Annotated in this window: 1 protein-coding gene; it reads left to right on the top strand. The window is 56.5% G+C overall.

The window, feature by feature from the left end:
- Nucleotides 1-40 precede the first annotated feature (40 nt).
- Nucleotides 41-1,765 (top strand): condensation domain-containing protein (locus KQH55_RS15775; RefSeq protein ID WP_235091630.1); only part of this gene is annotated, 1,725 nt, incomplete at its 3' end.

Here is a 1,765-nt window from a genome sequence, read left to right as displayed (position 1 = left end):
AGACTATATGGTGCCATCGGCGTTCGTCAGGCTCGACACCATGCCGCTGACGCCGAATAACAAAGTGGACCGTCAAGCACTGCCAGCACCGAATTTTATTTCGGAACGCTACCGCGCCCCGCGTTCGCCTCAGGAGCAAACGCTGACTGAGTTGGCCGCCGAAGTACTTGGTCTGCCACGCGTGGGTATTGACGACAACTTCTTTGAACTTGGAGGACACTCATTACTAGCGATGCGCTTTGCAGCCCGAGTCCAGCAAGCGTTGGGGGCCGAACTGCCGGTGCGCGCGCTGTTTGAAGCGCCTACTATTGCCGAACTGACACCTCGTCTGGACGCATTGCGGCAAAGTCGTGACCTCGACATTCCAGCGTTGACCACACAAACGCGTCCCACCATTTTGCCTTTGTCGTTCGCGCAAGAACGTCTGTGGTTCTTGGAACAATTAGGGCAAGGCGCAGCGTACCAAATACCGATTGCCATGCGCTTGACGGGTAAATTGGATGTCGCTGCACTGGCTGCCGCATTAAGTGAAATCGTCCAGCGTCATGAAACATTACGCACCCGGTTTGAAACCCATGAGGGTGACGGTGTGCAAGTGGTCAATCCGCCCTGGACGGTTGAACTGATACCGCATGAAGTGGCTGAGCATGACGTCATGCATTTTCTGCTAGCCGCCGCTCAACAGCCGTTCGATCTGACTGCAGGGCCGCTGGTGCGCTTTGCACTGTTACGTCTCGCGCCTGATACCCATGTGCTAAGCGTGATATTGCATCACATTATTTCGGATGGCTGGTCTCTAGGTGTGCTGACACGGGAAATCCAAGCGTTATATACGGCCTTTAGTCAAAAGCAAGGCTCACCATTACCCGAGCTACCGATCCAATATGCCGATTATGCGCTTTGGCAGCGCGCATGGCTCAAGGACGAAGCGCTAGAACGGGAGCTAAATTACTGGCGCAAGCAATTGGCGGGAGCGCCTGCTGCGTTGGAGCTACCAACCGACCGGCCGCGGCCCGCCGTGCCAAGCGGCCGTGGGCATGGCCTCGCGGTGCACGTGCCGGCGGCGCTTGCCGCACAACTCAAAGCGCTGGCGCAGCGCGAAGGTGCAACGTTATACATGACGTTGCTCGCCGCATTCCAGGTCGTGCTCAGTCGCTGGAGCGGGCAAGACGATATCGTCGTGGGCTCACCGATCGCAGGACGCACGCAAGTGCAAACTGAAGCGCTCATCGGATTTTTTATCAATACTTTGGCGTTGCGTACCGACTTGTCGGGTAATCCCCGCTTCAACGAATTGCTAGCGCAGGTGCGCGAAACCACATTGGGCGCCTATGCGCACCAGGCGGTGCCTTTCGAAAAATTGGTGGAAGTACTGCAACCCGTACGCGACCTGTCTCGTCAACCGATTTTCCAGGTCATGGTCAATGGGTTCAATGTGCCCATGTCGGACTTTACATTGCCAGGGCTCACGGTTGAAAAAATTGACCTGGAACGGCTCAGTACCAAATTCGACTTGACTTTGTACTTTGGTGAGACATCGGACGGCATCGACGGCTGGCTACAATATGCGACGGACTTGTTCGATGCCGACACGATCGAGCGACTCGGCCAGCATTGGGTCAATGTGCTCGAGGCAGTGGCCGCCAATCCAGCGCAGCGCCTGTCTGAACTGCCGCTGCTCAGCGCCGCAGAGCAACATCAATTGCTCACGACGTGGAACGACACCGCAGCCGATTATCCGGACACACAAACCCTGCATCAGCTT

The sequence above is a fragment of the Mycetohabitans sp. B3 genome, assembly GCF_021498065.1.
Taxonomy (GTDB): domain Bacteria; phylum Pseudomonadota; class Gammaproteobacteria; order Burkholderiales; family Burkholderiaceae; genus Mycetohabitans.
The sequence above is the reverse complement of the archived record's forward strand: the minus strand, read 5'-3'. Positions and strand labels throughout refer to the sequence as shown.